This window comes from Salinivibrio sp. VYel1 (assembly GCF_009377945.1).
GTDB classification, from domain to species: Bacteria; Pseudomonadota; Gammaproteobacteria; order Enterobacterales; family Vibrionaceae; genus Salinivibrio; species Salinivibrio siamensis.
Genome location: NZ_RSAM01000008.1, coordinates 1 through 25664, shown reverse-complemented (window position 1 = coordinate 25664; position 25664 = coordinate 1). Strand labels below are relative to the sequence as shown.

Annotated in this window: 21 protein-coding genes, 1 tRNA gene and 1 rRNA gene; 14 read left to right on the top strand and 9 right to left on the bottom strand. The window is 51.3% G+C overall.

From position 1 onward, the window contains the following. The first annotated feature begins 24 nt into the window (after positions 1–24). Positions 25–2880 (top strand): bifunctional [glutamate--ammonia ligase]-adenylyl-L-tyrosine phosphorylase/[glutamate--ammonia-ligase] adenylyltransferase, encoded by a 2856-nt coding sequence (gene glnE / locus EHW58_RS09000; protein ID WP_152796016.1) that lies wholly within the window; start codon positions 25–27, stop codon positions 2878–2880. Positions 2881–2927: 47 nt separating this feature from the next. Here glnE and lpxL read toward each other — a convergent pair whose 3' ends face one another. Continuing rightward, the gene (gene lpxL / locus EHW58_RS08995) at positions 2928–3857 is read right to left on the bottom strand and encodes an LpxL/LpxP family Kdo(2)-lipid IV(A) lauroyl/palmitoleoyl acyltransferase (RefSeq protein ID WP_152796014.1); all 930 of its coding nucleotides are present in this window, start codon (positions 3855–3857) and stop codon (positions 2928–2930) included. Between the two features lie 195 nt (positions 3858–4052). On the opposite strand from lpxL, the gene hldE reads away from it, so the two are divergent. Further along, complete coding sequence (gene hldE, locus EHW58_RS08990; RefSeq protein WP_046074240.1) at positions 4053–5480, top strand: bifunctional D-glycero-beta-D-manno-heptose-7-phosphate kinase/D-glycero-beta-D-manno-heptose 1-phosphate adenylyltransferase HldE; 1428 nt, start codon at positions 4053–4055, stop codon at positions 5478–5480. Between the two features lie 78 nt (positions 5481–5558). Here hldE and tolC read toward each other — a convergent pair whose 3' ends face one another. After that, positions 5559–6869, bottom strand: a complete 1311-nt coding sequence (gene tolC, locus EHW58_RS08985; protein WP_152796012.1) for an outer membrane channel protein TolC — start codon at positions 6867–6869, stop codon at positions 5559–5561. Positions 6870–7142: 273 nt separating this feature from the next. On the opposite strand from tolC, the gene nudF reads away from it, so the two are divergent. From nudF to idi, 8 genes are all read left to right on the top strand, one after another. Continuing rightward, positions 7143–7781, top strand: coding sequence for an ADP-ribose diphosphatase (gene nudF / locus EHW58_RS08980; RefSeq protein WP_046074238.1), 639 nt, complete (start codon positions 7143–7145; stop codon positions 7779–7781). A gap of 13 nt (positions 7782–7794) precedes the next feature. Then, a complete protein-coding gene (locus EHW58_RS08975; protein WP_077459426.1) occupies positions 7795–8241 on the top strand; it encodes a DUF1249 family protein in 447 nt (148 codons plus the stop codon). A 22-nt stretch (positions 8242–8263) separates the two neighbouring features. After that, positions 8264–9088, top strand: coding sequence for a 3',5'-cyclic-AMP phosphodiesterase (gene cpdA, locus EHW58_RS08970; protein ID WP_077578776.1), 825 nt, complete (start codon positions 8264–8266; stop codon positions 9086–9088). A 2-nt stretch (positions 9089–9090) separates the two neighbouring features. Next, positions 9091–9669 (top strand): esterase YqiA, encoded by a 579-nt coding sequence (yqiA, locus tag EHW58_RS08965; RefSeq protein ID WP_077578775.1) that lies wholly within the window; start codon positions 9091–9093, stop codon positions 9667–9669. Positions 9670–9849: 180 nt separating this feature from the next. Continuing rightward, a complete protein-coding gene (gene parE, locus EHW58_RS08960) occupies positions 9850–11742 on the top strand; it encodes a DNA topoisomerase IV subunit B (protein WP_077578850.1) in 1893 nt (630 codons plus the stop codon). 25 nt (positions 11743–11767) lie between these two features. Continuing rightward, positions 11768–14017: a DNA topoisomerase IV subunit A gene (gene parC, locus EHW58_RS08955; RefSeq protein WP_152796010.1), complete on the top strand. Its 2250-nt coding sequence runs from the start codon at positions 11768–11770 to the stop codon at positions 14015–14017. Between the two features lie 97 nt (positions 14018–14114). Then, positions 14115–14849, top strand: a complete 735-nt coding sequence (locus EHW58_RS08950; protein WP_046074234.1) for a 1-acylglycerol-3-phosphate O-acyltransferase — start codon at positions 14115–14117, stop codon at positions 14847–14849. A gap of 14 nt (positions 14850–14863) precedes the next feature. Then, on the top strand, positions 14864–15412 hold the full coding sequence (idi, locus tag EHW58_RS08945; protein ID WP_077668518.1) for an isopentenyl-diphosphate Delta-isomerase: 549 nt from the start codon (positions 14864–14866) through the stop codon (positions 15410–15412). A gap of 121 nt (positions 15413–15533) precedes the next feature. Here the strand turns inward: idi and EHW58_RS08940 are convergent, their stop codons facing one another. From EHW58_RS08940 to EHW58_RS08910, 7 genes are all read right to left on the bottom strand, one after another. Continuing rightward, positions 15534–15926 carry a RidA family protein gene (locus tag EHW58_RS08940; RefSeq protein ID WP_069361728.1) on the bottom strand — a complete coding sequence of 131 codons (393 nt, stop codon included), beginning with the start codon at positions 15924–15926 and terminating at the stop codon, positions 15534–15536. A gap of 68 nt (positions 15927–15994) precedes the next feature. Beyond that, a complete protein-coding gene (locus EHW58_RS08935) occupies positions 15995–16483 on the bottom strand; it encodes an arginine repressor (RefSeq protein WP_077578772.1) in 489 nt (162 codons plus the stop codon). Positions 16484–16658: 175 nt separating this feature from the next. Beyond that, positions 16659–17663, bottom strand: a complete 1005-nt coding sequence (gene argF, locus EHW58_RS08930; RefSeq protein ID WP_046074230.1) for an ornithine carbamoyltransferase — start codon at positions 17661–17663, stop codon at positions 16659–16661. 27 nt (positions 17664–17690) lie between these two features. After that, the gene (arcC, locus tag EHW58_RS08925) at positions 17691–18653 is read right to left on the bottom strand and encodes a carbamate kinase (protein WP_152796006.1); all 963 of its coding nucleotides are present in this window, start codon (positions 18651–18653) and stop codon (positions 17691–17693) included. A 56-nt stretch (positions 18654–18709) separates the two neighbouring features. Next, the gene (arcA, locus tag EHW58_RS08920) at positions 18710–19930 is read right to left on the bottom strand and encodes an arginine deiminase (protein ID WP_046074228.1); all 1221 of its coding nucleotides are present in this window, start codon (positions 19928–19930) and stop codon (positions 18710–18712) included. A gap of 539 nt (positions 19931–20469) precedes the next feature. After that, a complete protein-coding gene (locus EHW58_RS08915) occupies positions 20470–21912 on the bottom strand; it encodes a YfcC family protein (protein WP_152796004.1) in 1443 nt (480 codons plus the stop codon). Positions 21913–22422: 510 nt separating this feature from the next. Continuing rightward, the gene (locus EHW58_RS08910) at positions 22423–22914 is read right to left on the bottom strand and encodes an RDD family protein (RefSeq protein WP_152796001.1); all 492 of its coding nucleotides are present in this window, start codon (positions 22912–22914) and stop codon (positions 22423–22425) included. Between the two features lie 217 nt (positions 22915–23131). On the opposite strand from EHW58_RS08910, the gene EHW58_RS08905 reads away from it, so the two are divergent. From EHW58_RS08905 to EHW58_RS08890, 4 genes are all read left to right on the top strand, one after another. Further along, a tRNA-Leu gene (locus EHW58_RS08905) sits at positions 23132–23218 on the top strand. A 158-nt stretch (positions 23219–23376) separates the two neighbouring features. Further along, positions 23377–24834, top strand: coding sequence for a PLP-dependent aminotransferase family protein (locus EHW58_RS08900; RefSeq protein WP_227986299.1), 1458 nt, complete (start codon positions 23377–23379; stop codon positions 24832–24834). Positions 24835–24906: 72 nt separating this feature from the next. Beyond that, positions 24907–25119, top strand: a complete 213-nt coding sequence (locus tag EHW58_RS08895; RefSeq protein WP_046074225.1) for a hypothetical protein — start codon at positions 24907–24909, stop codon at positions 25117–25119. A 425-nt stretch (positions 25120–25544) separates the two neighbouring features. Beyond that, positions 25545–25664: ribosomal RNA gene (locus EHW58_RS08890) — 16S ribosomal RNA — on the top strand; the annotation flags it as partial.

Sequence of the window (25664 nt, the reverse complement as noted above, 5' to 3'; positions counted from 1 at the left end):
AGGACGATAGCAAAAGGACTGCCCATGGTACTCTCTGACTCTCTTGCCGCTTGCTTGCATCAGCACTGGATACGATTAAATGAATTTGCCCCGGAGGCCGTGCCGCAGTGGCAAGGCACGGCGCGTGAGCAACTCGAGCAGGCTTTAGCGTGTAGCGAGTTTGTCGCCAAGGCATTAACCCAAACCTCTGGACTTCTCGACTGGCTGTATCAGCATCGCCAGCAAGCCTCGCGTGAGCAGACATACCAAGCTGAGTTGAGTCAGGCGTTGGAAGCGGTGACGGATGAGAGCGAGTTTCACCGTCAACTCCGCCAGCACCGCCAGCGTGAGCTCGTATGGATTGCGTGGCAGGAAATCCACAATCAATGGCCGGTTGAGCAAGGTTTACAGCATCTATCAGCCCTTGCGGAAGCGCAAATATTATCAGCTTATCAATGGCTCTATCAGCGCGGCTGTCACGACTGGGGCACACCCATGAGCCCCGAGGGGGAGCCGCAGCCGATGCTGATTTTGGGCATGGGCAAACTTGGTGGTGGCGAGCTCAACTTCTCTTCAGACATCGACCTGATCTTTACTTACCCTGAGGCGGGAGAAACCCAGGGCGCGAGAAAAAGCATCGCCAATGCCCAGTTCTTTACCCGGCTAGGGCAGCGCTTGATCAAAGCGCTTGATCAACCCACGGTGGACGGTTTTTGTTATCGGGTTGATATGCGTCTTCGTCCCTTTGGGGATAGTGGCCCTTTAGTGATGAGCTTTTCCGCACTCGAAGATTACTACCAAGAACAAGGGCGTGATTGGGAGCGCTATGCGATGGTGAAAGCGCGCGTCATGGGGAAAGAGCAGTATGACTGCTATCAAACGTTACGGCAGATGCTACGCCCGTTTGTCTTCCGTCGTTACATCGATTTTAGTGCCATTCAAGCGTTGCGGCGGATGAAACAGTTAATCCAACGAGAGGTACGTCGGCGTGGCTTAACGGATAATATTAAGCTTGGTGCGGGGGGGATTCGTGAGATTGAATTTATTGCTCAGTCGTTTCAGCTTATTCGTGGCGGCCGAGAGCCCAGTTTGCGCCAACGTGGCTTGCTCGACACCTTAGATGCGATTGCGGAACTGGAATTATTGCCTACCGCTGAGGTAAGCCAATTAAAGGCTGCGTATTGCTATTTGCGTCGCGTTGAAAACCTCCTACAAGCCATTGATGACAACCAAACGCAGACCCTGCCCGATAACGACCTTGATCGTGAGCGGCTTTGTCACGCCATGGGGGTCAATGACTGGACGCGTTTACAGGCCGACATCACCCAGCATATGCAAGCGGTTAATCAGGTGTTTTCCGGCTTGATTGGCGAAGATGAGCAAGAAACAGACACGGACGTCGATACTGAATATCACGATCTATGGGCGATGGCGCGCGATGTAGAAAACGCCCACTTGATCTTAGCAGGCTTAGATTTACCGGACACCAATATTGCTGGGCAGTTATTAGCGTTTAAACAAGAGCTGGCTAAGCGCACTGTGGGCCCTCGTGGACGTGAGGTGCTCAACCGTTTGATGCCCGTCATGTTAAGTAAGCTACTGACGTTACCGCAACCACAGCAGGTGCTGCCACATATCACCCACCTGTTACTCAATATCTCGACGCGCACCACCTACTTAGAGCTGTTGGATGAGCACCCCGGGGCGATTGATCAGCTGTTACGACTTTGTACGGCCAGCCCGATGGTGGCAGAAAAGTTGGCGCGCTACCCTTTGCTACTGGATGAGCTGCTCGATTTAACCCATTTGTACCAACCCTTGGCGCCGGATGCCTATTGCAGCGAATTACGCGATTATCTTGCTCGTATCCCCGTTGAGGATATGGAGCAACAAATGGAGGCGGTGCGTCAGTTTAAGCAAGTTCAGTTATTAAAAATTGCCGCGGCGGATATCGCCGGTGTGCTACCTGTGATGCGCGTCAGTGATCACTTGACTTACTTGGCCGAAGCGATTGTGGAGGCGGTGGTCAATCAGGCGTGGCACCAAATGGTGGAAAAATATGGCCAACCAACACACTTGGGCGAGCGCGAGGGGCGTGGCTTTGCGGTGATTGGCTACGGCAAGTTAGGCGGATGGGAGCTGGGTTATAATTCTGACCTCGATGTGGTTTTTCTCCATGACTGCCCCGCGGATATTGAGACTGACGGTCGTAAAGTGATTGATGGTCGGCAGTTTTATCTGCGTCTTGCTCAGCGTATCGTTCATCTTTTCTCTACACGTACTCCCTCTGGGGTGCTCTATGACATTGACACACGCCTTCGCCCTTCCGGCACCTCCGGGATGCTGGTGAGCACGCTCGAAGCTTATGCTGATTACCAACAAAAAGAAGCGTGGACATGGGAGCACCAGGCACTGGTGCGTGCACGCATGATATATGGTGATCCTAAGCTAGAGTCCGGCTTTACCCAGGTCCGTCATCGCATTCTCACCACGCCACGAGACATCGATACGCTGCGAGAGCAAGTCAGTGGCATGCGTGAAAAAATGCGTCAGCATAAAGCGACAGGACAAAAAGATACCTTCTCCATCAAACAAGACGCCGGTGGGATCACTGATATCGAGTTCTTGGCGCAATATTTAGTGCTCGGCAACAGTGCCAGTCAACCGGCGCTTACCCGATATAGCGATAACGCGCGTATTTTTGAGCAAGCCGGAGAGCTGGGAGTGATGCCACTGACGCAGGCGGCGGGATTAAAGTCGGCCTATACCCGGATGCGCAATGCGCTCCACCGTAGCCACCTAGCTGGTGAAAGTGGGCAGGTGGAGGCTGATGCCTTTATCGATGAGCGTGAAATCGTGCAGCAAGCCTGGCAACAGTGGTTTGATGGGCAAGCAGACTAGCAGCGTAAGGCGCAATAATGAGGCCGCGATTGGCGGCCTATTTGGAGCTAGATTCCCTCGTATAAGGAAGGCTCACCCTCTGGGCGGGTTTTAAAGCGCCGATGCAACCACATATATTGCTCTGGGGCGCGTAGGATCAGTCGTTCAACCGCTTGGTTAGTGATCACCGCTGCGGCATGCGCTTCTTTAGGGAAATCCGTTATCGGTGGGTCGATTTTAACGCGGTATTGGCCAAGCCGTCGTTCTCTCACCACAGAAAATGGTACCACGGTGGCGTGGCCGGCATGGGTCAGCAAACTGGTGCCTGTGGTGGTACAAGCTTGTTTGACCGCAAACAGTGGTGCGAATGTGGAGCGGCGGCGACCATAATCGTGATCGGGTGCATACCACATGCGATGACCCTCTTTGAGGTAATGGATCATCGACTTAACGTCTTTGCGATCGACGCCAATATTGCGCTTCATCCGGCCACGGAACTGAAACCAGTCATACACAGGGTTGGTATTGGGGCGATACACCCCCACGCCAGGCGTTTGTTCGCTTAAGCCGCGCGCGCCAATCTCTAAATTTAGAGAGTGCACGGCAATTAAAAGCACCCCTTTGCCTTGTTGTTCAAGCTCAAGCAGGGTGTCTAATCCTTCAATGGTGACATGCTTGTTGATTCGCCATTTGGGCCAAAACCACGCCATACCAGTCTCGAACAAGGCAAGGCCGGCGTTGGCAAAATTTTCTTTCACCATCGCAGCACGGTTAGCGGGCGTCATCTCTGGAAAGCACAGCGCTAGGTTACGGTCGGCAATTTTAACGCGGCGTTTCATCAATGTATGCATCAAGTAACCCAAGCCGCGGCCCATATAAAATTGGACGCGATAAGGCAGCCAGCTGGCCAGATACATTAACCCGACGCCGATCCAGGTATGAAGATAGCGAGGGTGAAGAAACCCAATGCGAAAAGTGGGGGCTGAAAAATCGCTCATAGCGTTAATGACTCATGAAAACCAAACCAGAAAGAGCCGTGAGGCCCGCGCTATTGTAGAGTAAATTCTTGGCGCTGTCCTGCGCGAGTGTGTGCGGTGAGTGTTGAGATTGTGCGCAGCACACGCCTGAGAGCGCCCCATTTAGCCTATGGCTATGCTACTATCGCTCGGTAACGACAGTATTCGGAGATCCAGATGAAACTCAGCCTTCCTGATTATAGCCAAGCCAATGTTCTGGTCGTCGGCGATGTGATGCTCGATCGCTATTGGTATGGACCGACGGGACGCATTTCTCCAGAAGCGCCCGTGCCTGTAGTGAAGATCAATCAAACGGAAGAGCGCCCAGGTGGCGCCGCGAACGTGGCGATGAATATCGCAGCCTTAGGTGGGCATACCCAGCTGATTGGTCTGACCGGGAAGGATGAACAGGCTGATGCGCTCACACAAACCCTCGACTCGTTAAATGTTAACTGTGATTTTGTGGCGCTAGACTCGCATCCCACTATTACTAAGCTTCGGGTAATGAGCCGTAACCAGCAGTTGATTCGTCTGGATTTTGAAGAGGGTTTTGCGGGTGTGGATGTGGCACCCATGCTGGCTAAAGTCGAGGCGGCTCTGCCTAAGGCGCAGGCGATGATCTTATCGGACTATGCCAAAGGGGCATTAGCCGAGGTACAAACATTGATCCAGGCCGCCAAACAAGCGGGTGTCACCACCTTGGTTGACCCTAAAGGCACGGATTTTGAACGATATCGAGGGGCGAGCTTACTGACGCCAAATATGGCAGAGTTTGAAGCGGTGGCAGGCACAGTGACGGACGATCAAAGCTTGGAAGAAAAAGGCCTGGCGTTGATCAAGCAATACGAGCTTGGTGCCTTGTTGGTCACCCGCAGTGAACATGGGATGACATTGCTGCGCCCTGATGCCGCGCCGCTGAACTTGCCAACGCTTGCCAAAGAAGTGTACGACGTCACAGGGGCGGGGGATACCGTGATATCGGTATTGGCGGCATCATTGGCCGCGGGCAAACCGATAGAGCAAGCCTGTGCGCTGGCTAACGCTGCGGCCGGCGTGGTAGTGGGTAAGTTGGGTACCTCAACCCTCTCTACTATTGAGCTTACCGAAGCGGTACACGGCTCGCACGAGTCTGGCTTTGGCGTAACAACCGAAGCGCAGCTGATTGATGCGGTGCACGTCGCCCAAGGGCGAGGTGAGAAAGTGGTGATGACCAATGGCTGCTTTGATATTTTGCACGCAGGCCATGTGGCGTACCTCAATGAAGCAGCCAAACTGGGCGATCGCCTGATTGTTGCCGTCAACACGGATGCATCAGTCCAAGCGCTGAAAGGGCCCGGCCGTCCGGTCAATCCAACCGATCGACGGATGGCGGTGCTGGCAGGGCTGGGCGCGGTCGATTGGGTGGTTCCTTTTGGAGAAGAAACGCCTGCGCGCCTGATTGGCGAAGTCTTGCCCGATTTGCTCGTTAAAGGCGGTGATTATCAGGTCAACGAGATTGCTGGTGCCGAGGCGGTGCTCGCCAACGGGGGAGAGGTCAAAGTGCTTAATTTTGAAGATGGCTGCTCTACCACAGAAATCATTGAGTCGATCCGGCGTGGTCAATAGCGCCTTGCCCTTTCAACTCATGACAATAAAAAAGGTGCCCGTCGGCACCTTTTTGCATACTAAAGCCTCAAGCGTGAATCACTCTTGCTTAACCAGCCCTTGGTTAATATCGAGCAAGTCTTGCTCAGACAAGGTGCCCATGGCTTGGTGTAAACGTAAACGGCTTAGAATATAGTCGTAGCGCGCATTGGAGAGGTTGCGGTTGGCATCGTAAAGGCGACGCGTAGCATCCAACACATCGACAATGGTACGAGTCCCCACTTCAAAACCTGCTTCAGTGGCTTCTAGCGCTGAGCGTGCAGAGACCACGGTTTGCTCATAGGCACGCAGCGCACCAATTGAGGCATTGATGTCGTTATAGAAAGCGCGCACATCTTTTACCGTGCTGCGGTATTTGGCTTCCAGGCTTTGTGACGCGGCCACATACTCATGCTGCGCCTTTTCCACATTGGCCGAGGTGCTGCCGCCGGTGAAGAGCGGTAAGCTAAAGTCGAGCGCAGCCTTCCCCTCGTTGGAATCAATAGAGCCTGGCGTGTGTTGGTTATCAACATCCGTCATCCCGTATTGTGCGCTGAAGGTCAGCGTGGGCAGGTGGCCGGTTTTGGCCAGCTTAATCTGCTCTTTGGCGGTATCACGGGCAATGCGGTTGGCGAGCAATTCGAGGTTTTTCTCTTCGGCGACTTTGACCAGTGCGGCCGGTTGCTGCTGCGGGTTACTGGCACTAAAGCGCTCAGTGTCCAGTACGCGTAAGTCTCTCGGGGCTTGGCCGGTGATCTCTCGCAAGCCTTCATAGCTGTTGGTGAGCGCGTTTTCGGCCAAAATTTCATCGGCCAGTACGGCATCGTATTGCGCTTGGGCGTCATGCACATCGGTAATCGCCGAAAGGCCCACTTCAAAACGTTGCTTGGTTTGCTCAAGCTGACGGCCCACCGCCGCTTTTTCTGCCTGAATAAACTCAAGCTTGTCCATGGCGCGCAAGACGTCAAAATAGGCTTGTGCCACACGTAGCATTAACCCTTGCTGTTGGGCGGCATAGGTCGCATCTAGCTGGCGCGCCTGCATTTCACTGATATCCAGGTTGACCCAGCTATCACGTTTGAACAGCTGTTGGCTTAAGCTGATATCGGCAGTGGTGACATCGTTATCGCGTGTGTCATCGGTATCATTACGGGTAATGGCGTATCCCGCATTTAAGGCTATTTGCGGTAGCAAGGTGCCACGAGTGGCATCCACAGCAGAAAACGCTGCGTCGCGCTCGGCGGCCGCTTGATTAAGAGTGGGATCGCTTTGCTTCGCTTGTTGATAAATTTGGGCGAGATCATCGGCAAGGGCTGCACTGCTTACGCTGCCGAGTGCCAAGCTTAACGCCAAAGGGAGCAATTTTTTCATAGATGGAATCCCTGAATCTGTGCTATTCGATAAACATACAGCTTCTAGCTTAACTTAATTATGCTTGCGTGAAACTGACAATTTGTTAGGACATTGAGTGTAAACTATCCAATTTGCAAATGGGACTGAAAAATAGTTGTAACTTTTATCAAAAAAGTTAAGTTTATGGTGTGCGAGAAAGACGCGCGCTGCCGCTCGGCACAGGCCAGTGGGTATAGGCGTGACTCAGCATTTCAATTCGTCAGCTCGTGTCATCGAGGATAAGGAGCCCGCATGTCAGACTATCCGCCTGGACAATTCGATCGCGACGATATTGTGATCGAGGATATTTCTTCGCTTTATCAAGGTTTCTTTTCCATTCAGCGTTATCAGTTTCGTCATCGCTTGTTTGAAGGCGGCTGGAGTGGCTCTGTGGTGCGGGAGTTGTTTGAACGTGGCCATGCGGTGGCTGTTTTGCCCTATGATCCCGTCCGTGATGAAGTGGTGATGCTTGAGCAAATCCGCGTGGGGGCGATGGCAGCAGGCGCGACACCATGGCAGCTCGAAATTGTGGCTGGGATGATAGACAAAGACCAATCCCCCGAGCAGGTTGCCCACCGTGAAGCGCGGGAAGAAGCGGGGCTATTACTGCATCAAATGGAGCGTGTTACCCGTTATTTATCCAGCTCTGGTGGTTGTTCTGAACAGTTGGATGTGTTTGTCGCAATTGTTGATGCCTCGGAAGCGGAAGGCGTGCACGGCCTCGACAGTGAAAATGAAGACATTTTGGTGCATCGATTATCTCGCCAACACGCCTATCAAAAGGTGGTTGATGGTGAGATTGAAAACGCCGCCTCAATCATTGCGTTGCAATGGTTGGAACTCAATGCCAGTCGCTTGCGTCAAAGCTATAATGAACAAAACAGTAAATAGACAGTAGGTGTGTGTGAAAACAGAATATCGTGTCGACTTACCAGCGATGATGCGCTTGTATGAAACCAACTACGCCAAACTTGTCCGTTTGATGCCCAAGCGTGACGAGGTGGGACAGGTGTGTCGATACGATATCCAAGGGCAGGAATATGCCTTGGTCGTGCGTGAGTCAACCCGCTATACCACCTTACTGGATATTGCGCAGTTGAGCCCAGGCGCCGCACCCGATTACTTACGTGCTAACCTGACAGTGCGCTTGTATCACGATGCACGGGTCGCGGAAGTGTGTACCACGCAGCAGATTTCACGCTTAAAACCACGTTATGATTACCCGAATCCGCGTATGCATCAGCGCGACGAAAAACATCAGGTTAATGCATTTTTATCGGATTGGCTTGGCCACTGCCTACGCCGTGGCGTGGTGGCGTCTGATCCTATGTATAAATCATCGTTAAACTAAACCAGCAAAGGTATTTTCAACGTTGCAGTCTTGCCAGATAGATAACGCCGACGGCGATTGTATTCGTCTTTTGCAAATCACCGACACACACCTGTTCGCGAGTGAGCAGGGTAGCTTGCTGGGTATCAATACGCTTCGCAGCTACCATGCGGTGCTGGATGCCATCAGTGCCACTGACCCGACTTTCGACGCCATTATTGCCACGGGGGATCTGTCTCAAGATCACTCCGCTTTATCGTATCGCCGTTTTGTCGACGGTATCGCCCGGTGGTCACAGCCTTGCTTTTGGCTACCGGGTAATCATGATTATCAGCCAGAAATGAGCGCGGTATTACAGTCAAATACCCTTCGCTCTTGCTCGCAAGTTCTGTTGGGGGAGCATTGGCAAATGGTGCTGCTCGACAGTCAGGTGGCTGGTGTACCGCACGGCGAATTATCACAAGCGCAACTGAACCTTTTGGATACACACTTAAGCGCGCATCCTGAGCGCCATGCGTTGGTGTTGCTGCACCACCATCCGTTGGATGCAGGAAGCACTTGGTTAGATCAGCATAAATTGGCTAACCGAGAGGCATTCTGGCAAGTGATGGCGCGTCATCCTCAAGCGAAAATTGTGGTGTGTGGGCATATTCATCAGGCCTTGGATGTGCGTTATCAAGGTGCGCGTGTGATGGCGGCGCCCTCCACCTGTATCCAGTTTATGCCAGACTCACACGACTTTGCGCTCGATAACCAAAATCCAGGTTGGCGCTGGCTTGAGCTGTATGCCGACGGGCGCGTAGAAACGCAAGTGGCGCGTGTAACCGGTCAGCACTTTCGGCCAGACTTCGACTCCAGCGGATATTAATCATGCCATCAGCGTTGCTTTATCTTCATGGCTTCAACAGCTCGCCGCAATCGTTAAAGGCGAGACAGATGCAAGACTATTGCGCCCAGCATCGTCCTGATATTGAGGTGTTGGTGCCACAACTGCCCAGTCACCCTGAGCCCACCGTGCAGTTACTGAATGAACTGATCACGCGCTTTAGCGAAACCCATCAGTTGGGTTTGGTGGGAAGTTCGTTAGGAGGCTTTTTAGCCACCTGGCTGAGTGAGCGTTATCAACTGCCCGCTGTACTGGTTAACCCCGCGGTTCGCCCTTACGAACTCTTGCAAGACTATGTTGGGGAACAGGTTAATCCTTACACCCAAGAACGCTACACCCTCGAGGCTGCCGATATCAACGCCTTGCGTGAGATTGATGTGCCGGTCTTATCTCATCCTGAGCAATTTTGGTTATTGCAACAGGAAGGTGATGAAGTGCTGGACTATCGCCAAGCAGTGGCAAAATTCAGTGCCAGTCAACAAACGGTTGAGCCGGGAGGCGATCATAGCTTTGTCGGCTTTGAACGTTACTGTGGGGATATTCTCCAATTTCTTGGTATCTAGCGCGCCATCAGGCTAGAGGCATTGAAACAGAGGCACACAGACGCAAGCTCGTGCTATCTTAGCCGCTACGTCACAGCAGACGGATAGCAGCTCACAGAAACTTGTGGCAATCTGGCGCCGCGCTTGACAAGCGGATCCCCCTTGCTGACCATGTCATCACATTTATTAAGCCAATCGATTATGACAGAACAAAACTATAACGCAGGATCGATAGAAGTCCTCAATGGGCTCGAGCCCGTGCGCCGACGCCCCGGTATGTACACAGATACCAGTCGCCCTAACCATCTTGGGCAGGAAGTCATCGATAACAGTGTCGATGAAGCGTTAGCCGGCCATGCCAGCAAGATTGATGTGATTCTCCATGCCGACCAATCACTGGAAGTGATTGATGATGGTCGTGGTATGCCGGTTGATATTCACCCCGAAGAGGGCGTCTCTGGGGTTGAGCTGATTTTATGCAAACTGCATGCGGGCGGTAAGTTCTCCAACAAAAGCTACCAATTTAGCGGTGGTTTACACGGGGTGGGTATCTCCGTAGTGAATGCGCTGTCTCATCGGGTAGAGATTACCGTTAAGCGCGATGGTCAAGTGTATGATATTGCCTTTGAAAACGGCGACAAAGTACAAGATTTAACCGTAACGGGCACCTGTGGTCGTCGCAACCGTGGCACGCGCGTTCACTTTTGGCCAGATGGCCAATTTTTTGATTCTGACAAGTTTTCACTGGCCCGTCTTAAAACCATCTTAAAAGCCAAGGCAGTGCTGTGCCCGGGACTGACGGTCAATCTCACTGATAAAAACACCGATGAGACCACATCCTGGTGTTACCAGGATGGGTTGAAAGACTACCTCGCTGACAGTGTCAAAGGCTATGAAGTTCTGCCGGAAACACCTTTTATCGGCGAATTCAGTGGCCAGACCGAAGCCGCGGATTGGGCGGTTATTTGGTTGCCAGAAGGGGGCGAGCTAACGACAGAAAGCTATGTCAACCTGATCCCAACGGCACAAGGTGGCACGCATGTAAATGGCTTGCGCCAAGGGATGCTGGAAGCGATGCGTGAATTCTGTGAGTTCCGTAACCTTCTCCCTCGCGGTGTAAAGCTGACCGCCGATGATATTTGGGAGCGCTGTGCGTACGTGCTGTCGGTTAAGATTCAAGACCCACAGTTTGCGGGGCAAACCAAAGAGCGCTTGTCCTCTCGCCAATGTGCGGCGTTTGTGTCTGGGGTGGTCAAAGATGCCTTTAGCCTGTGGCTGAACGAGCGCCCACACCTTGCTGAGCGTTTGGCGGAAGTGTGTATTGCCAGTGCCCATCGCCGCATGCGTGCCGCGAAGAAGGTGGTGCGTAAGAAAGTGGCATCAGGCCCAGCGCTACCCGGCAAACTCACTGACTGTGCGATGCAAGATTCAAGTCGTACCGAGCTATTTTTGGTCGAGGGGGACTCAGCGGGTGGCTCAGCTAAGCAGGCTCGGGATCGCGAATTTCAAGCGGTGATGCCGCTTCGAGGTAAGATCCTCAATACATGGGAAGTCTCCGCAGACCAAGTCTTGGCCTCCCAAGAAGTACATGATATCTCTGTGGCGCTGGGTATTGACCCTGATTCTGGGGACTTGGGTAATCTTCGTTACGATAAAATCTGCATCCTCGCCGATGCGGACTCCGATGGCTTACATATTGCGACCTTGCTATGTGCACTTTTTATGCAACACTTTAGAGCCTTGGTTCAGGCTGGCCATGTGTATGTGGCAATGCCGCCGCTTTACCGCATTGATTGTGGCAAGGAGGTCTTTTATGCCTTGGATGAAGATGAAAAAGCAGGGATCCTTGAGCGTTTGAGCAATAAACGCGGCAAAATCAATGTGCAACGCTTTAAAGGTTTGGGGGAAATGAACCCGTTACAGCTGCGTGAAACCACCATGGATCCCAATACTCGTCGCCTGGTTCAGCTCACTATTGATGATGATGAGCAGACGCAGCAACTGATGGATATGCTGCTGGGTAAAAAACGGGCAGAGGATCGCCGCCATTGGCTGCAGCAAAAAGGCGATATGGCCGAGCTTATCGATATCTAAATCACTATAACGGGATCTTATTCGCATGACAGAGGTGACTTATGATGGGGTAGAGCAACTTGCTCTGCGCCAGTTCACTGAGGACGCATACCTCAATTACTCGATGTACGTCATCATGGATCGCGCACTGCCGTTTATCGGCGATGGCTTAAAGCCAGTGCAGCGCCGGATCATTTACGCGATGTCAGAGCTGGGGCTATCCGCCACGGCAAAATATAAAAAATCGGCGCGTACTGTCGGGGATGTACTGGGTAAATACCATCCTCATGGCGACTCGGCGTGTTACGAGGCCATGGTATTGATGGCTCAGCCGTTTTCCTATCGTTATCCGCTGGTGGATGGTCAGGGCAACTGGGGCGCACCTGACGATCCTAAATCGTTTGCGGCGATGCGTTACACGGAATCACGCTTATCACGCTTCTCAGAAGTGTTGCTGCAAGAACTCGGGCAAGGGACGGTTGAATGGGGGCCTAATTTTGATGGCACCATGAAAGAGCCTAAAACCTTGCCGGCACGCTTACCGCATATTCTCCTCAATGGGATCACCGGGATTGCGGTAGGGATGGCAACGGATATCCCGCCACACAATGCGCGTGAGCTTGCCAACGCCTTGGCCGCAATGATCGATAAGCCGAGCTTGGACTTAGACGGTGTACTGGAGCATGTACAGGGGCCTGACTACCCTACCGAAGCGGAAGTGATCACGCCGAAGTCAGATTTGAAAAAGCTCTATGCTAGCGGACGGGGCTCTATCAAAATGCGCGCGCTTTGGCATAAAGAAAGCAATGAAATTGTGATTACTGCGCTGCCTCATCAAGTATCGGGCGCTAAGCTGCTAGAGCAAATCGCCAATCAAATGCGGGCGAAAAAGCTGCCGATGGTAGACGATCTCCGTGATGAGTCGGATCATGAAAACCCCACCCGGATTGTGATTGTGCCGCGCTCTAACCGTGTCGATTGTGATCAACTGATGGATCACTTGTTCGCCTCGACCGATCTAGAGAAGAACTACCGCGTTAACCTTAATATGATTGGCCTTGATGGACGCCCACAAGTTAAGGGGTTACATGGCATTTTATCTGAGTGGTTAACGTTCCGTCGCCAGACGGTGAGACGCCGCCTCGAGCACCGGTTAGAAAAAGTCCTCGCCCGCCTGCATATTCTAGAAGGCTTACTGGCCGCTTACCTAAACATTGACGAGGTAATTGAAATCATCCGCAGTGAGGATGAGCCTAAAGCCGAGCTGATTGCACGTTTTGGTTTGAGCGAGAAACAGGCAGAAGCGATCCTTGAGATCAAATTACGCCAGTTAGCCAAGCTTGAGGAAATCAAGATCCGTGGTGAGCAAGATGAATTGAGCCAAGAGCGCGATAAGCTAGAGAAGTTGCTCGGCTCAGATCGTCGCTTGAATACCTTAATCAAAAAAGAAATCCTCGCGGATGCGGAAAAATACGGGGACGACCGTCGTTCACCGCTGGTTGAGCGAGCGGAGGCCAAAGCGTTAACCGAGCGTGACTTAGTCCCCAGCGAACCCATCACTGTGGTGCTCTCAGATAAAGGGTGGATCCGCCATGCCAAAGGGCATGATGTGGATGCCACTGGCCTTAATTACAAAGCAGGCGACAATTTCCTCGACGCGGCACCGGGTAAAAGTAACCAACCCGCGGTTTTCCTGGGGTCTGATGGTCGCAGCTATGCCATAGAGTCGCACACCTTGCCATCCGCGCGCAGCCAAGGTGAGCCGATTACCGGGCGAATTAATATCACCCCAGGCTCGTCTATTCGTCATGTATTAATGGCGGATGAGGGGCAGCTCACCTTGGTGGCCTCGGACGCCGGTTATGGTTTTGTGTGCAAGCAAGCGGATATGCTCTCCAAAAACCGCAGCGGTAAAGCCTTATTGACGGTTCCAGATCAAGCCGAAGTGATGCCTCCGCGCCAGGTGGGTGATTTGGAAAGCGATTTGATTGTCGCGATTTCCAATGAAGGCCGCATGCTGGTGTTCCCGGTCCATGAGCTTCCGCAACTGAGTAAAGGGAAAGGGAATAAGATCATTAATATTCCTGGCGCACGCGCCAAGTCACGTGAAGAGGTGTTAAGCCAACTGTATGTGGTGCCGGCCAATGCCGGGGTGACCTTGCACGCAGGGAAGCGCAAACTGACCTTAAAACCGGATGATCTCACTCATTATCGTGGCGAGCGAGGTCGACGAGGCAGTATGCTGCCGCGTGGTCTCCAGCGCGTCGATCAAATCGAAATCCTGCCCGAACACTAAGTCGCTACCGCCCCTGAACCCAGGGGCGGTGTGGGTGCATTTTTGCGCTGAATCGGTATACTGACTCGCCTTTCACGCCTGCTCTTTGGAGAGAGAAATGATTTTTGTCGTGCGACTGCTGGCTTTATTGATTGTCGCTGTTTTGCTGTTTGTTTTTGGTGGTTTGTATTGCTTGTTAAGCCCTCGCAACCCTCGTAATTGCTACCATATCAGTAAGTGGTTTGGACGCCTCTCTGGTTTGTTCGGGATTAGCCTTGAACTGCGCTTCGCAGAAGGGGCACCTCGTGAGCCTGGCGCTAGCGTGTGTATCGCCAACCACCAAAGCAATTGGGATATGGTAACCTTATCGAATGCGTTGATGCCTGGCGCGGTCACCGTGGGTAAGAAAAGCCTGTTATGGATCCCCATTTTTGGTCAGCTCTATTGGCTCACGGGCAATGTATTGATTGATCGTGCCAATCGCAGTAAAGCCATGGGAACCATTGCGCAGGTCACAGAGAAAATCCGAGCCAAACAGTTGAGCGTATGGTTATTTCCCGAAGGAACACGTTCACGCGGGCGCGGATTATTGCCCTTTAAAACCGGCGCATTTCATGCGGCGATCGGTGCGAACGTCCCCTTGATTCCCATAGTATGTAGCTCCACGCACCACCTAAAAGCGAACCGCTGGAACAACGGCCATGTGATTGTTGAAGTGATGGCGCCAATTTCGTCAACAGGCTACGATAAAGACAATGTCCGTGACCTCGCGAAGCATTGCCACCAGGTGATGAAAAGCAAGCTCGAACAACTTGATGCAGAAGTGGCGGAGCGCAATCAAGGCGTTCGCTAATTGAGGATAGGTTTATGACTTCAACCCAGCGCCACCATGTGGTTTTGGTCTCACCGAGCGGTGAACCTCAAGGGATCGCTGAAAAGTTGGAGGCCCATCAGCAAGGATGGCTGCACATGGCCTTCTCAGTGATGTTGTTTCGTTGCAATGAGCAGGGTGAGCGTGAGTACTTGCTACAGCGTCGCGCGTTCGATAAGTATCATAGTGGTGGATTGTGGACCAATACATGCTGCTCGCACCCCAAACAAGATGAGCCGGTTGCGGCGGCGGCAAAACGGCGCCTGTATGAAGAGTTAGGGATAGCGCGCCCGCTTGATTTTACCATGGGACCTTGGTTTGAATACCGTGCCGAGTTGGATAACGGCTTGATAGAGCATGAATTAGATCAAGTCATCGCCTGTGAAGTCAACCATGTCGACATGATCCCTAACCCAGATGAGGTAGCAGACTGCCGCTGGTGGTCTGAAGATGAAGTCAAGCAGGCGATGGTGGACGCCCCCGAGCGCTTCACCGCTTGGTTTGCTGACGTTTTATCACGTATCGATGTGATGGCGCGCTGTTGATAAGTGTGCGCTATGCCATCACGACATAAAAAAGCGGCGCCTGGAGGCGCCGCTTTTGCATTAGCTTTTCGCTGGAAGTAGCTTTTCGCTGAAATAGCTTTTCGTTGCCGTCGCTTACCAATTAGGCTTGGCGCACCGCAATCGCTTCAATTTCGATATCAACGTCTTTGGGCAGGCGTGCGACCTCAACGCATGAACGAGCAGGGTAGCTTTCCACACCGTGTTCATCAAAGAACGCACCATACACTTTGTTGACATCCGCAAAGTCTTCCATGTTTTTGACAAACACGGTGAGCTTAACAATATCATTCACTTTAAGCCCAGCAGCTTCTACCACCGCTTTGACGTTGTCGAGAGACTGACGTGTTTGTGCGGTGATTTCAGGAGAGATCTGGCCAGTCACTGGGTTGACGGGGATTTGGCCTGAGGTCAGCACCATGTTGCCAAGGTCAACGCCTTGCGAATACGGACCGATAGCTTCTGGCGCCTGCTCGGTTTGCAGTACTTGGGTCATTGTCTGTTCCTTTGTTATAAAAAGCGACACCTATAGTCTGCAACGGTTAGCTTGCCACGTAAAGCCGTTTACTCAGGGGCAAGGCGGTCTCGAACCACTTGCTCGCAGGCGGCAAGCTCATTGAGCTGGCGTGGTGCGACCAGGACAGTATCGTTCCCGCCTACCGTTCCTAAGATCAAAGGATGTCGGTGCAAGTCGAGTAATCTAGCGATCAACTGGGCGCCCCCAGGGTGGGTTTTCACTACCACCATGGCTTGGCTACAGGTGATGTCATCGATTTGTGAGCCGACAGAAGACACCGCGTAGACAGGCTCCATATCTCCGCTGAGTGCGTAGACTTTTTGTCCATGCGCATTGGGTACTTTGGCGACCCCGAGCTTGGATAATAGGCGTGAAACGGTCGACTGGCTGACATCAAGATAGCCGAGTTGAACCAATTGCTGGCGAACGGCATCTTGGGTGGTAAAGCTTTGCGTTTGCAGCAGGTGTCGACACGCAGAGAGGATATCGTCCTCCGGAGTGGTCGTTTTTACCGATAGAATTGCATCATTAACCACGGGCAACCCCTTATAATAAACGGCATTTCACGTCAATATCAGCGCATAAAGCTAATAATGCGTGATTCAATCGCATATGCTATCAGTTGCTTTTAAATGAAACTTTGATGGGTGTCACTGGGTGGTGTCAATATTGAGAAGTAGGGCGCCACTCGGCGCCCTCGCTCAGGTGGCGTTAATCGCCAAGGGTGGCGACCATCACCGCTTTGATGGTGTGGAGACGGTTTTCTGCTTCATCAAACACAATTGAGCAGTCTGACTCAAACACATCTTCTGTGACTTCTAGGCCTTTTAACCCATACTTTTCTTCGATTTCTGCCCCCACTGTGGTTTCGTTATTGTGGAAGGCAGGAAGACAGTGCATGAATTTCACGTGCGGGTTGCCAGTGGCTTTCACGACATCCATATTGACTTGATAGGGCTTCATGAGCGCAACGCGTTCATCCCACGCTTCTTTAGACTCACCCATCGACACCCAGACGTCGGTATACAAGAAGTCACAATCTTTCACGCCTTCTTGTACCTCTTCGGTCAGCGTAATGCGTGCGCCGGTTTTTTCGGCGATAGCACGACACTGTGCGACTAGCTCTTCTTCTGGCCAGAATGCTTTCGGAGCCACTAAGCGGATGTCCATCCCCATTTTAGCGGCACCCACCATCAGAGAGTTCCCCATGTTGTTTCGGGCATCGCCTAAGTAAGCAAAGCGCATTTCGTGCAGTTGCTTGCCGCGTCCATGCTCGAGCATGGTCATTAAGTCAGCTAAAATTTGGGTGGGGTGGAACTCTGTGGTTAATCCATTCCAGACAGGTACCCCTGCGAACTCACCCAGCTCTTCCACAATGTCTTGGCCAAAGCCGCGGTATTCAATGCCGTCATACATCCGACCCAATACGCGTGCGGTGTCCTTCATCGACTCCTTATGGCCAATTTGTGACCCCGTTGGGCCGATGTAGCTCACTTGGCCGCCTTGATCAAAAACAGCGGTTTCAAAGGCACAGCGGGTGCGTGTTGACGCTTTTTCAAAGATAAGGGCGATGTTTTTGCCTTTTAGACGGGGCGTTTCGTAGCCATTGTATTTCGCTTTTTTCAGCTCAATGGCCATATCGATAAAGTGTTGGATCTCACGAGGAGTGAAGTCCAGTAATTTTAGGAAGTTACGGTTGCGTAGATTAAAAGCCATAGTGGGCAATCCTCTTTGTTATTGGTCTCAGGCCTGTGCAGGGGTAGGCTGGCCGTGAGAAATATTGTTGTTATTGATTGAGTGTGGACGAATACGTGTGCCAGCTTGGCCTGCCAAGATAGCAAGGCCATCTTCGAGGGCGCCAATACCTACTAGCTTGCCGCCTTGGCGAATAAACTCGCAGGAGGCATCAATTTTTGGCCCCATAGAGCCAGCATCGAAGGGATATTGGCTGAGATCATCGGGCGTTGTGTCGGCAAGTGCGCGTTGACTTGGCTCACCATAATCGAGGTAAACCGCTTCGGCATCGGTCAAAATAAGCAGCGCATCGGCATTGATTTGACGGGCGAGGAAGGCGGCAGACATGTCTTTATCAATGACTGCCTCGATGCCTTTTAGCTGAGTCCCTTCTTGGATCACAGGGATACCGCCCCCTCCCGTACAAATCACTAAGTGCCCTTGGTCGATGAGGCTCGCGATAGCGTCGTCTTCGACAATCCCAGTAGGTTGTGGGCTGGGCACAACACGACGATAATATTGGCCATCCGGTTTAATATCCCAGCTATATTTTTCGGCCAATTGGGCGGCCTCTTGTTGGTCATATACCGGGCCTATTGGCTTGGTGGGATTCGCAAACGCAGGATCGTTAGGATCGACCGTCATCTGGGTCAGCATGCAAGACACGTGTTGGTCTGGCGCTAAGTTATGCAACTCTTGCATCAGCATATAGCCAATCATGCCTTGGGTTTCTGAACCTAGCACGTCCAAAGGATAAGGTGTCACGGATTTGTATTCGAGCCCCTGCAGGGCCAGTAAACCAACTTGAGGGCCATTACCGTGGACGAGCACCACGTTGTATTGTTCGCCGATAGCGGCAATGGTTTTGGCCGCTTTGGCGATATTGGCACGTTGAATGTCGGCTTCTAAAGGTTCGCCTCGACGGAGCAGGGCGTTGCCTCCGAGTGCCACGACGACAGTGGGTTTTTTCATAGTTTTTCTCTCTACAGTCGGTGGGGGCTGAGCCAGGCGCTCAGCCCATACGAGGATTAAATACCATCACGATGAATCGGGCAGCTCATGCAGCGTGCGCCGCCGCGGCCGCGACCCAGCTCATCACCCGGAATGGATAGAACAGTGATCCCAGCTTTGTCGTATTTCTCATTGGTATAAGTGTTACGCTCGTAGCCGACGACGACACCTGGGCGCACGGTCAAGACATTGTTGGCGTCATTCCACTGTTCACGTTCCGCTTCGAAGCTATCGCCGCCGGTAGTGATCAGGTTCAGTGGGCCGACATCGAGGGCTTTTTCGATGGCGGTGAGGAAGTAATCTTCTTCGCGTACATTGAGATGGCCGCTACGGTCACCGGTCAGACTCCAGCATTTGATGTCTTTGCGAATCACTTCGGGGTACACCGAGAAAGTATCTTCACGCATATGGGTCATCACGGTATCTAGGTGCATGCAAGAGCGATGTTTTGGCAGCTCCATGGCAATTACTTGCTTGGCTTGTCCATGTTTGAACAGGCTGGACGCGAGGTTTTCCACCCCTTGTGGCGTGGTGCGTTCAGACATGCCAATCAATACCACGCCTTTCCCTAGGACAGTGACATCGCCGCCTTCAATGGTGGCATTGTCGTAGTCGATGTTTTGTGCACCAAAGTAGGTAATAAAGTCGCCGTTCGCAAAGCGAGGATGCCATTTGTAGATCGCACGCAAGTGGTTTGTTTCACGCTTACGCGCCGGTTTGGCCATGGGGTTAATCGACACACCACCATATAACCAGCACGAGGTATCACGTGTGAATAAGTGGTTAGGCAGGGGGTCAATGATAAAGTCCGATGGGGCATGCATCGCTTGTAACATGGAGGTCGTGGTAATCGGTAGCTCGGAGTACGCCAGCCCTCCTAAGAACATTGATGCGAGCTCGTGGTGAGGGAGATCATTGAGATAGCAGCGAATATCGTTCGCAAATGACGGACCAAAGGTATAGTCCGAGATCTTAAGGTTCATTAGCCAGGCTTTGGCTTCGGGTACATCCAGCGTCTCGGCAAGCAGGTTTTGCAGCAATAGCACCTCAACGCCCTGATCGCGCAGTGTTTGAGCGAATTTGTCATGCTCTTCACCCGCACGTTCAACTGACAGAACATCGTCGAAAAGTAAGTCATGACAGTTCGAGGGGGTGAGGTGGGTTAAAGCACGCTCGGGGCGGTGCAACATCACGGTGCGTAATTGACCAATTTCAGAGCCGACATAGAAGTTGTTCATCTTTCTTTCTCCGTATATCTCTGCTTGGCTTTTTATCGGAAGGGAAATAAAAAGTGCAGGTTTTTATTGGGTACAAATTTATTCTAACGCGGTGAGCCGGTTGAACTTGAAGTTAGATCACATTGAAGCCATTGCCTCCGTTTCGTGGTTTTTACCCTGTGTTAATGGTATTTATGGCAGTATTAAAAAATGGTTTTTAATACTTAGTCACTTTTATTGCGTGTGTAACGACATTATTTTTATGGTGCTAGGTTTATAGCGGGGTATTTGTATTTTTTATGCCTTTTATGTTTTATTTTCATTTCACCTTATGCGCATTAAATGAATGATTATCTTTAGTGGTATTTATATTTAACAAATGCAGAGCGATTTTTGTTTCTATTTGTGATGACGATCGGTATTAAATCGCTTTGTGTTAATAATGTAATAGAGGTGTGAACGGGGTAGGGAAGTGTGCAGTTATATCAGGGGACGTGAGAGAAATAAAAAAGCGCACTGCTTGATAGCCAATGCGCTCTACGCTTAGTTGATGCCTGATGTTATAACATGACACCAAGGCTAAGCATGGCCATGATCATAATGGTAAGAATGCCAAGCAACGGCGCGACCCATTTTATCCATTTCGCATAAGGCACGCGGGCAATGGCCAAGCCACCCATCACCACGCCGGAGGTAGGTGTAACGAGATTGACGAGCCCCGAAGCCGATTGATAGGCCGTTACTACCAATTCTCGCCCAACGTTCGCAAAGTCGGCCAATGGCGCCATAATTGGCATGGTGAGCACTGCCAAGCCAGATGAAGAAGGCACCAAGAATGACAGTAACACTTCCAGCCAATACATCACGTTAATAAAGACGAAAGACGACAAACCACTGACTAAACTCTCGGCACTATTAAGGATGGTGTCGGTAATCATGCCTTTATCCATAATCACCACGATCCCGCGGGCAATGCCGATGATTAGCGCCACACCGAGTAGGTCTCTCGCCCCATCAATGAAGCTGGTGGTGATTTCCTCTTCGCTCATGCGTGCAATCAGGCCAATGATGATGGCAGCCCCCAGGAAGACGGCTGAGATCTCTGCCATCCACCAATCAAGAGATGAAACACCATATATCATCACGGCAAAGGCACCGGCAAAAATAGTCAGTATCACTTTGCGTGTGGCCGTAAAATCAAGGCTTTGGTTGTCGTCGTGCTCGCCCAGGAAGTGTTTTTTATTACTTTCATACTGGTCATAAACGATCGATTGGCTCTGATCGGCTTGTACTTTGCGCGCATAGCGCATGACATAGACAACACAAATAAGCCAGCCAATGACTAAGATCGCAAGACGCAGGAGGATACCATCAGTGAAAGGGATCCCTGCGGCATTGGCTGCAATCACAGTCGCGAACGGGTTGATGGTTGAGCCTAACGTACCGATCCCTGCCCCAAGCAGTACCGTCGCCGCTGCGACTACAGGGTCAAAGCGCGCAGCCATCATCACAGGCACAAGTAGCGTATAAAAAGGCAAGGACTCTTCAGCCATGCCATAAATGGTGCCCCCGGCGGCAAATAAGCCCATCAAAATGGGGATCATCCACTCTTCGCGTCCCTCTAGACGCTTGGTGACGCGTTCAATCCCCGCATCAATGGCACCGGTTTTGGTGACCAACCCTAAAAAGCCACCAATGATCAGAATGAACAGCGAGACATCAATGGCGGCCGCTTCACCCGTTTGGTGGTTGTAAAAACCGTCAATGGGAGCCAGCAGGACATCGATAATGCCTTGAGGGTTACTGTCAACCTGTTCGTAAGTCCCTGAGATAGGAACGTCTCGACCGAGCTCTTCATTATACTCTCGTTCATACTGACCGGCGGGCACCACCCAGCTCAGGGCGGCGACGACGGCGATAAGAATGAATAGAATGGTATAGGCGGACGGGAACTTTAAGTTCGATAACCAGCCTTTTTTTTCGGGAACACTGTGAGTACTCATACTTTCTCCTCATACCTCTTATTAGCATCTATAGTGCGCTACACGTATTGAGGTAATTCCGTTAATTTCACGTTATTTATTATTTTTATGCCGTGGTACATGGCTTTGCATTCATTGTAAAAGTGGTTCCCTTTTCACTTCTTAGTGATATCTCACAAAAGAAGAGGTGGTTAATGGATCACCAAAAAGGTGAACTCCATAAAACTGAATGTGGTGTTATTATTTATGCGTAGTTATTATTTCCTCTTTTTGTGTGGCTTGGTTTTTTATTGATTAAATGATGTTGGGCTCGCTTCCTCTACGGTGCTGAAAGCTGAGTTAATGATGAGTTTATGTGCGAGCTTTGATTATTTAGTCAATCAGTCGCTTTACGTGTGATGAATAAAACCTAAAAAATAACGGATTGATGAATAGGTAGAAATCAACCCATTTATTGTCTTATATCAATTTATAACGGTGAGCCGATAGGTAGGGGAGGGCACGCAGCAGGTGCCCAGCCGAGAGAGGTGATTAGTCTTTTTTGTTCTTAGTGGGCTTGGGAAGCACAATCATGTCGCATTCGGCGAAGTGGTCTTGAAATGCACGGTTATTAATGTCGAAAAGAACAACCAGATTCCCGAGGCCAAAGCAGGCAGTGGCCAAACGAATAATGGCTTGAGTGGGACGAATGTTGCTGCCATCGGTATTTTGTAACCTAAGCCGCCACGCGCGCATGCCCAGCGTTTGTCCGGCTTTACACCAAAAGTAGCTATAAAAACCACCGATGACACAGGCCAGATACGCAGTATAAAGTGGATTGACTATCGGGTGATGGGTTAAGAAATCACTGATGTCTTGGTAAGGGGCAATCGACATGCCTAGCACTTGTGCTAGGGCGAGTATTGCCATCATTCCCCCTCCGGCGAGCATGAGCAAAGCCGCCACGACGAGGAGATCATAAAGCCAAGCGGCTAAACGCCGGAAAAAGCCTGCGGTTGGGCAAGCGATAGAAGAAGTTTGCATTTGATTGTTCACACCCCAGTACTCAATTCGGTGCTAGCCTAGCATAGACCGGCAGACAGTGAGTAAGCTTATACCTCGGTTTTGCGATGCCTTTTGGGGACAAATTCAGCACCAATGTGGCTGAATGGCTTGAATTGGTTAAAAATAGTGCGAACGAACGGATTTTTATTTTTATTACTTGCACTCCAAAGGTCGGTACGTATAATTGCCCCCACTTGCCGAGATGGCGGAATTGGTAGACGCAGCGGATTCAAAATCCGCCGCCTTAACGGGTGTGAGGGTTCAAGTCCCTCTCTCGGCACCAAATCCCAAAAAAGTCCCAGTCAAAAGACTGGGGCTTTTTTCGTTGTGGGTAAGGATTAGCGCTGATCAGGTCACACTCCGCTACATTCCATCCCGTCAATTGTTACTTGCCAAGGTATGATCGCCGTCTGGGCAATAACAGGGAGTAGTAGTGTGCAAATGCGTTATCGAGACATTGCCAGCTGGATCGAAACACAAATTCAGCAGCGTGTTTGGCAAGTCGGTGATCGGATCCCTTCGGTGAGGGAGATGAGTCGGCTTCAACACGTTAGCCCAATGACGGTAATGAGAGCTTATGAGCAATTAGAAGCCGATGGTTGGGTTGAGGCGCGTCCGCGCTCTGGCTTTTTTGTGCGGCCTCATTATAACAAGCTCGCGGTGGATGCATTGGCACGACCACAAGCGCAATCTCAGTGGCTCGACACCCACCAGGACGTGCTTGATGTGATCAGTGCTAGCCATAAAGGCGCGTACTACCCATTTGGTTCAGCTTTTCCTGATCCTCAGTTATTTCCCATGCAAGCGCTTGGCCGCGCGATGGCGCGAGTGCTGCGTCAATCCTCTCATCCCGATCACTTCACGATTTTACCGCCGGGCGATATCGGCCTACGTCGACAGATTGCACAGCGTTATCTCCGCCAAGGAATTAAAGTTAGTATTGATGAAATCATTATTACTAATGGGGCAATAGAGGCATTGAGTCTGTCTCTAGCGGCAGTGACGAAGCCAGGAGATAAGGTGATTATTGAAGCCCCCGCGTTCTACGGGGTGCTGCAGACACTCGAACGTTTACAGCTTGAAGCCGTTCCCGTCGCGGTTGATCCTGAAACAGGGGTCGATATCCATGCACTGGAACATGCCTTAGCGTCTCACTCGATCAGTGCGTGTTGGTTGATGAGCAACTTCCATAATCCCACGGGCGCGTCGATACCAGCGCATCGCAGGCCAGATGTGGTCAACATACTCGCTGCGTATCAAGTGCCATTGATAGAGGATGATGTCTATGGCGAGCTGTTTTTCTCAGAGACAAGGCCGATGCCGCTTAAAGCCTACGATACGCAGGGTAGCGTGCTGCACTGTGGCTCGTTTTCGAAACAACTCGCACCGGGTTTTCGGGTTGGCTGGATAGCGGCAGGCTGTTATGCGATGCAAATAGAGAAGCGCCAGTCTGTATCGAGTTTGGCAGTCGGCGCACCTAACCAATTGGCGATTGCCGATTATTTAAAGCAAGGTGGGTATGACTCGCACCTACGGCGATTACGCGAAACATTGTCTTCCCGCCATGAGATGATACGTACAAGGCTAAAAGCACTTTTACCTCCCTCTACGGTGATGAGTCAGCCTACAGGCGGCTATTTTTTGTGGATCATGCTCGATAAGGGCATCGATACGCGCGACCTCTTTCAAGCACTCAGGCCTTATGGCGTGACAATCGCACCGGGTGCACTATTTGCCAGTGACGGACGCTTTAATCACTGCTTTCGACTGAACGTCTCGATTGTGGGAAGGCAAAATGCCGAAGGGGTCAATGATAGTCAGAGCTTGGAGGGGCTCACACAGATTGCGAGCTCGATCTCAGCTTTATCTGTGCACTCAACTGTCACAGCCGAATACTGAACTATCTGTACTAATCTACCGTGCGTCTCCCTCGATAAACTCAACACGTACACAACATTGAGGGGGAAAAGGATGAAATCAGAATTGAGTATGATGGTCGTCGCGATAATCTGCGCGGCTTTATTGATCCTTGGCCATGTCATCATCATAGAGACACTTGCCTATTATACGTGGGCACAATGGACAGCCGGTGCGATACCTTTTGTACTCCTGCTGATGGCGTGGGGCTCTGTACGTTACTGCCGAGCTAAAGAACGCGCGGAAGAAAAACAGCATTCGCACTAAGAGTGATTGAAAATAAGAACGGGTGAAGACCTGCCACTTTCCGTTCTTGCTGACTAAAAAAGCGCCTTTTGTCTACTTTTGTTTGTTTTGTGAACAAACGAGTAGCAAGGCGCATTTTTTTTATGTTTAGGGGTTGCGGGAAAAACTGAGATCTCTATACTGCGCTTCCTGTTGACGGGGCAACGAGACGCAAGTCACGAAATGCCAACCACTCAGTCAACACGCTCTTTAACAATTTGACCTATGCAATCTGTGTGGGCACTCGTTGAGAATAGACAAAAAGATTTATTCGATGAACTGAGTGACCAAACGACAACTTTAATAGTTGTTCGGCACAGTCAATTCGTTTGTCTCGTAAGAGACGAACAAAACAGTATTTATCGAGCCGTTTGTCTTTCCTTTTGGGAAAGCAAACACCAAAACTTAAATTGAAGAGTTTGATCATGGCTCAGATTGAACGCTGGCGGCAGGCCTAACACATGCAAGTCGAGCGGAAACGGCAGTATTGAAGCTTCGGTGGATTTACTGGACGTCGAGCGGCGGAC